Source organism: Acinetobacter sp. NigerLNRRAM0016 (genome assembly GCF_054112845.1).
The window spans coordinates 1-8,337 of sequence record NZ_JBSYVT010000069.1 but is presented as its reverse complement, the minus strand read 5'-3'; the positions used below and the strand labels follow the sequence as shown (position 1 = coordinate 8,337).

3 protein-coding genes are annotated in these 8,337 nt (G+C 35.8%); all 3 read left to right on the top strand.

The window, feature by feature from the left end:
* Positions 1-63: 63 nt before the first annotated feature.
* The gene (locus ACWQ4X_RS19205; protein ID WP_457904619.1) at positions 64-744 is read left to right on the top strand and encodes a hypothetical protein; all 681 of its coding nucleotides are present in this window, start codon (positions 64-66) and stop codon (positions 742-744) included.
* Positions 745-1,638: 894 nt separating this feature from the next.
* Positions 1,639-6,864 (top strand): AAA domain-containing protein, encoded by a 5,226-nt coding sequence (locus tag ACWQ4X_RS19200; protein WP_336165464.1) that lies wholly within the window; start codon positions 1,639-1,641, stop codon positions 6,862-6,864.
* 3 nt (positions 6,865-6,867) lie between these two features.
* Positions 6,868-8,244 carry a hypothetical protein gene (locus tag ACWQ4X_RS19195; RefSeq protein WP_005005738.1) on the top strand — a complete coding sequence of 459 codons (1,377 nt, stop codon included), beginning with the start codon at positions 6,868-6,870 and terminating at the stop codon, positions 8,242-8,244.
* Positions 8,245-8,337 lie beyond the last annotated feature (93 nt).

Here is an 8,337-nt window from a genome sequence, read left to right as displayed (position 1 = left end):
ACAATGGTCTACAAGGCAGTAAAACGAGCAGATTTTGAGTATTCAAACGCAGCGCGTGGATAAGTGTATCGGGGAGAGAAAATATCTGATGCTGAAGCGGAAAAACTAAAGCATAAATGGGCTAAAAAAGACCTGATGGACAATGCAAAAAAAGATGGATCGTTCACACCAGAATCATTAGAAATGTTCAAAACCTTGGTGAATCATGTATCACCACGGGAGTTGACCGCCAAACAGCAAGCTTTGACATACCATAGCCTTAAACGCTACACAGATTGCGTATTTAACCTTTATGAAGTCACCGCTAAACAAACACCTCCAGCAAAACTAAAACGACCGTACAGCATGCCTAGACTGGATGGTACGGATAACCCTTGGAACCAAGGCAAACGAGAAAACGATGTCTATATATACAAGGGGATTGAGTACAAAGGCATTGAAGCGGAAACAGCAATGCATAAAGTGGTGATTGCATCAGAATTAACGGCAATTGCCGGATTGGATAATCAGTTAGCGAATCTGGCCAACGAAACAGGTGTAGCGTTGTTTTCAGAATTTATTGAAGTTGCACACCAGAACAATGATTTAAAGGATTTAACATATGTAGTTTTTGATTATGTAAAACATCTAATTGTGACGATTGATCGCTATTTTGATTTAAAACTGAAATCTAACGTGTCGGTCAGTATTTCAGTGAACCGAGTAGCTGGCTATTCAAGGTATAGCATAGTTCAACGGAAATAGACGCACGAACGCAACCAGTGACATTACATGTGTCGTCAATGACAGCTTATGTGTCTCGAACGTGCACGTAATTTTGGATTGATTGGTTTGAATGCAGAAAATGTAAATTATGCAAAGTAACACCATGAATATAGCTGATGATTGTACGGTAGTACGTAGACCGTATCAAAGAATGACGACAGCTAACATGCTTAAGATTTGTTATAATAAACAAATTGTTAGTATCTAAACGACACATGAGCTGTCATTTTTTGGAAATTGCGACTACCCTATTCATTTTAATTCGAACTTTAACTTATGTTCACCTGAAGTCTAGTTAATAAAACTTTTAATAATTTTATTTATTATTTTCAATAACTTATATAAATAAAAAAATAATTATAAATTTTTGGTTCATGAACCTAATGAATTTATTGATACTTTTATAAAATAGAGTTAATTTGTCCGAGAGATATGGGTAGATATCTATTTTTGGTCTTTTTAGTGATTAGAGATATGACCATTGTCATCAAATTTTAAGGAATTCCTTAAGTTTTTTTCTTATAATTCAATAAAATAATTTTGAATACTCAAAAATTAAATGTAATATAAGTCACATTATGAACCGTTAAGTGAAATACGTTTTGCTTAAACGAATGATTGAGTTAGATCATCTAAATGATGATCGTGCTAGAAGACTCAGGTTTTACACCAAAATATTTGGCAGACTTTATTTTAAATACAATCCTAAACTGAATATAAAAAACCTTCGGAGGGCTTATTTGGCCAAACTAACCATCAACCTGAAAAAACTAAATTCTTACGCTAAGTATTTTTTCTAAAAGACACCGTACATATAGCATTACTTTATGTTAATAAAAATTTAGCATCATTTTTGACGCTTATTTGTTGTATGTGCAAAAGCAAGACATTTTAAATAAAGAATCTTTTAATATGAAAGTTACATATCCAGAGACAGGTATATACGAGCACGAACTCAAAGCAATTGATAAGATTAAAAAGGTCTTTGATCGTGGCGAAAAAACTAAAAACTGGCGAGCATATGCTGGTTTTGAATTTATGCATAAAAATGGAAAAAAAGCAGTAGCGAAAGGTAGTTCTGAGAAATTTGAATATGATCTCCTAATTATTACTCATGCAAACATTTTGGTCATTGAATTCAAGGACTGGAACGGTAAGGAAATTACAAAAGTTGCAGGAAAATGGTACGTAGGTAATAAAGAGCAAGATTCATGCCCTGTAGCTAAAAATGTAAAAAAAATGCAAATTATAGTTAATAAACTAAAGGATAAAGTTTCAGAAAAGAAAGCTAAGGGCATTACATTTCATTACCAAAGTGTTTCTCACTTTGTTGTCATGTGTGGTAAAGCAGATTATTCGCGCCTGCCTCCAGAAGATTTAGAGCACATTCTTTCGATAGATGAGTTTATACAATTAGCTCAACAGAAGAATTTTAATAATATGTTCCGCAAGCATCTGGAACGTGATGGTCGCATATATGATATTAAAAAAGAATATCACGCCATTATTGATGAAATTTTTGCGCCTGACCAAATTCAACCACGCTCTTTGATTATTAATAATCATGAACGAGGTGACTTGATCTTACCGCATCCTAAAAAGATTTATAGCGAGTATAAAGCGCATTCATTGACCATCGTTGGTGAAAAATCTTTAATGCGTTGTTGGGATTTTAATGAATTCAAGTTGAGTAACTCAAGAATGAGTCAGCCTCAACATCGATTCAACTTGATCTGCAATGAGCGCCGGGTTTTCCAAAAAATTAAAACAGAAAAGCCTGATCTTTATCAAAGTTGTTTGCACCCGATTACAAACCCAAGTCTTGATGACATGACATCAAAATATAATGAGTTGTATGAGTTGCCTGAGAACAGCTATCGAGTCAACGAATTCATCGGCGCTTATGCTGAGAAAATGTCTGAATCTGAGAAATTGGATTTATTCCAGATTTTGCTTGGTAAATTTAATCACCTACATCAAATGGGAATTACTCATGGTGATGTGGGTGATCATAGTGTGTGGATCTCTTATAAAAAGGAGATATTGCTATCCAATTTTTCGGCAGCAAATGATCAAACACAGCCCTCGAAAATTGACCCTGAACTGGCTAACGAACTCCCATTTTTGAATACAACAGCTCATCTTCCGAATCTTGCGCTGACAGCTGCACAAAAGGATGTGTATTGGTTAGGGCAGTTAATCCTTCATATTTGGAAGAATGCTCGACTGAGCCCACGTTCATTGAAAAAATTTAGTCTTGAGGAGCGAGATCAGAACCACTGGTTAGAGCGTATTTTAACACGAGCTTTGACAGGGAAATATGATAATGCATGTGCAGTATTCCAAGATTTCTTAGCTCAAAAACCTGCTGAACAAGTTAGTTATGAACTTGATGCAGATGTACTGAATCCATATTTAAATCAGACAAATACCTATATCAGTTACCCGATATTTGGCGCGCCTATTGATGCTAACCAAAATTTTACACTCTATGCATCAGGCAACATGTTAGTCAAAACATGGATGGGTAAAGTTGCATCTGCAATGACAACTTATCAAAAGAGTTGTTTTAAGCGATTCTTTGAAGAACTTAAAATGACGCAGGCTCTCAATTTGCCATACCTTCCTAAGATTATTGATTTTGGTTTATCAACTAGCACAGCATGTGTGTATCTAGTAACTGAAATGGTAAAGGGTGAAGCTTGGTCAACGGTTATTGAGGGCTTAACTGAGGATGAAAAAAATGAACTTTCACTTCAGTTATTGCATTCTCTGAAAAAATTTCATGAGCATGGCTTTCAACATGGAAACTTGGATGATGAAAAGATTCTAGTAGATAAAACAAACTTGAAAGTTAGTTTTAATGATTGCTTCCATCCTGAAGTACCACAACCTGATTCTTCTAATGCTTATTTCCCATCTGATATTGAAGATCCAACAGTCATTCAGTGTGACAACTTTACTGCATTGAAATTAATCGCAGATCTATACGATATAGACTTGGCTGTGGATGATGTGGCTTCAATGGATCCTACTTTATCCTGGCTAAATACAGCCTTGAGCATAGAAGGAATGGAAGATCCAAGTGTACGCTATATTGATAATTCTCGCTTTATAGAGGCATTTGAATGTAAGGGTGCTATTGTAAAAGAAGCTCCTCAGATTAGTATTTATACAAGTAAGGTTGAGACGCCCTTTACGATTTATCCCGAAAACGGCAAAGTTTATATCCAACTTGAGGCAGCAAGTGAGGGGGATTTTCGATTTACACTTAGCGGAATCAATGGCATGTTAAAAGGGTTTTATAAGCCCCATGAAAATCAATTAAGTTTCCTTGATTTTGTCAAAAAACAAGACCTGTGGTGGAAGGCTAGTAGGGATGCAGATCTGACTATTGATGTTAGCATTGAAGTCCACCCGATATCTGGGATGAGTAAGCGTGACAACATTGTAGAGTTAAATGACTTATTAGCAAAAGATCAAAACTTTAAGGATGCTATTGAACAGTTTAAGCAAGCACAGCTCAAAAGGACTCAAGAGAAAGAGGAAACATTACGGGCTCTGCGTGAACAAAAAGCATTACAAGAAGAGATAGGCGATGTTATAGCTACTGATGAGCTTATGGCACAGCCAATGAGTCATCTGCCTACACATAGCCACTTAATTGATATTGAAACGAAAGAGTTGTGGAAAAAAGTCATGGCGACTGAGCGTCATGCACATCCTACAATCACTCTGTCTGAGCCGTTAAAGATAGTTTCGAGCAAACATTTTAAAGATTCAAAGAGTGCTATTGCATACTATGACTCTGCAGAAGATGTTTCAGCTAAATTTTCAAAGACCGATAAAGTCGATGTAATGTGCACTAAAGAAACTGGGGCGGGAGGTGATTACACTTTCTGCATAGGTACGGTGAATATTGCGCAATCAAAAGTCGGAGAATTGTGGATCGATTTTTGTAAAAAAACAAATGAAGTTCCTGAAGAAGCAACACTGTTTCTACAAAGCAAGGCAGATAAGTCATCTAATCGGAAACGTGCAGATGCTCTGACAAATATTCTGAGTAATAAGGCTGTCATTGAAAATCTCGTAGATTACTTTGAACCATCATTAGTGATTGAAGCAAAAGATTATGAGATTGAAGTGCCTGATGAAGATCTAGATCACTATAACAAATACAAAAATGGGGAATTGGTTAAAGCCCTCAATCCATTACAACGTAAAGCGTTCCGTAATGTGCTTAAGTATGGACCTGTATCACTATTAAAGGGACCACCAGGAACCGGCAAAACTGAATTTATCTCTATACTGGCTCACTATCTCTATGATAAACAAAATGTATCTAACATCTTAATTGTTAGTCAGTCGCACGAAGCTGTAAATACAAGTGTTGAGCGTATACGTCAGCTATGCACAGAGTATGACACACCATTAAGTATTGCTCGAATAAGCAATAAAGAGAGTGCTGTGTCTCCTGAATTAAAAGATGTCTATACAGGCTCAATTATTACGAGCCAGATAGAGCTGTTTAAGTCTAATATTAAAGAAAGAGTGCTTGAGCTTGCAAAAGATTTATCACTTGAAGCTGAATACTTGAGCGATCTTTATGAAATCAGAGTCACTATTTTAAATAGTCTTAAATCTGCGTATCAGTCAATCGACCAAGATGATCTTGATCAAAAGTTTAGTTTCTCATTAGAAGAGTATACCCAGGCTTTCAAATCAGCAATGCATAAGCTGAAGAGCATGTTTGACGGAAATCAAGACTTTTGGGATCAACTGGAAGACTGTATCAATGATAAAGAGATAACAGTATTAAACCAGTTAAATAAGATCGACATGATTACGTTCGCAGCACTTAATCAATACTACGGGGTATCTAATGAGGAAGGACTTAAAGCGAAAGCCTTGATCAATATTGCCCTAGATTATGAACCATTAATTGAAAGCCAAAATGCTAATTATGAAAGTTTTCTGGTCAAAACAAGGCAATTAGTCTGTGGCACATGCGTTGGTGTTGGCCAACAAAGTATTGGAATCGCCAATCACGTATTTGATTGGGTGATTATTGATGAAGCAGCACGTTCAATCGCTTCAGAATTGGCAATTGCAATGCAGTCAGGTGCACGTATTTTATTAGTTGGGGATCAAGACCAACTTCCTCCACTATATTCGAGCGATCATATAAAGGCTTTAGCTAAGCAACTTAAGATATCAGATGATGATTTGGAAGATAAATTACAAAGCGACTTTGGCCGTATCTTTAATTCACATTATGGACTAAAGGCTAGTTCAGAACTCTTGTCACAGTACCGAATGAGTCCGAGCATCGGCGAATTAGTTTCAGACTGTTTTTATGAAGGAAAACTTGAAACTGAAGTTGTCGATTCTCGTGGTTTAAGTGATGAAGAGCTGAAAGAAATTAAGTTAAAGCGGATTGTGCCTGATAACTATGCATCCGACATCGTAATAGAATTGAATTCAACAGTTACTTGGGTGGATACTGGGAATGCTGAGCATTTCAAAATGGAGAAAGGTAGTAGTATTTATAACCCACATGAAATTAATGAAATTATCGATTTTCTTCAGCGGATTGACCAAGACAAACTCTTGTTAAATAAATTAGTGCCAGAGCCTGATTCCCTTAAAGAGCCTGCTATTGGTGTAATTTGTACCTATGCTGAGCAAAAAAACCGGTTAAGAAAAGCCTTCTCTTTGTGTGAAGTGTCAGATGCATTGAGATCAATTGTGCGTATTGATACGGTGGATAGTTATCAAGGTAAACAGAATAAGATCATCATTCTCTCAGTTACGCGAAATGATCCAACTAAGTTTCCTGCATTTTTGAAGTCACCAAATCGTGTGAACGTGGCTTTATCTCGCGCAATGGATCGTCTTGTAATCTTTGGTGCGTCAGAAATGTGGCAAGGAGTCAACAGTAACTTACCTTTAGGACGCGTATTAAATTACATCAAGTGCCGTGAAAATCAGACTTTAGAATATCGATATATTTCAAAACGCGCCATTGTCAAAATAGTACAAAACAATCCGCACATTAATAAAAATAGATCAAAAAAATATAGAAAGGCAGGGGTATAACTCATGGAAAATTCACTAAGAAGCTATCATGACGTAGATGTTACATTGCCATCACAACTATTCAATGTGGCATTTAGCTATACCACAACAGATACCTTAGATTTTATTGATTCTATGGTATTGCGCCTATTGGTAATTGCACCACTTTCTGCTGAAAAAATAGCGCGGTTCTTAGGGTTATCTAATCATGAAACAGATGTGCTATTAACTAAATTATTAAAACAAATGCAGATAAAACATCTTGAAGATGATCGATTTGCTCTGACTCAGCGACTTGAGAAAGCATTCTCGGATGTTTGTGCAATTCCTTATGTAAATAAGATTGAGGACAATATTCAAAAGATGAGTTTTGAGATGATTGGCTTGAATCCTGAGCCAGTTAATCCCAACGCATCTGACAATGGGGCAAATTCAATTAAATTAGATGCTTCTAACCAATACCTTTCAAATGGTGAGTCTTTGGTTAGTAAGGAGTTTCAGAAAAATTTTCGATTTTATTTCAGCCAAGGATTAGTTAAGTTGAATCCATCAGTGGATGAAAAGAAGCTGCAACTGTATAAAATGAGCCAAGTGGAAAAATTGCGAGACCATTCTCGTCGTTTTACATTACCATTGACGCTTGATGAGAATTATACACCTACAGAGATTAGTGATTTTAATCACATGGAAAATCTTAACAAAATCGAAGATTCTCTTTACGCTGCTCTTAGATCAGCTAAGAAGCCACAAAATATTGAGGATATTCTAAAGGTACTCCATGAATTAGATATGGAGGATACTTTTTCAGTTGAATCTATTTTTAGCGAGAATAAGCTTAATTTAGATCGCTTATTTAAGCTAGAACACAAATCCAATGAATACTTTATCGGGCCAATATATTCTAAGGAAAATTCAGACCTGTTTTTCAAAACAATCAAACAATATCAAGACCAGAATAATGATGATAAACAGCTGTATTGGTTAGCTCCATCAGATGAATTTTGGGGTAAGTCAGATAGATTTAGTGATTTTATTGATCGTTTATCGACAACCACAATTACCAAAAACTTTAAATGCTTCTTACCAGTGGCATACAGAAATGATAAACAATCAATCGCAAGTTATAAAAAACTAATCACAGCTGAGGCAGGAGCCAAGCACTTTCTAACGTTTAAGGAAAGTAGTGTAGTTTTTGACGGTAATTTTGAGCTTTTGGTTATGAAAGACTCTTTTTGTGTTTTGATTATTCACGTTAGTGATTCATCCACAAATATTTTAACAACAGTGCCTGTGGGTATTATTGTCAAAAATAAGGCTATTGCCCAATCGTTTTATAAGTTTTTTGAAGACTTAGAGAACGATGGAGAGAACTTCTTTGGTTTATTAAATTCTAAAAAATAGAATAATCATCTTAAAAAGCTAGCAGATTTGCTAGCTTTTTTAAACTCAAATTAGAGTGGCAACAATCCAGACCAGACATTTCTACTTTGAAGT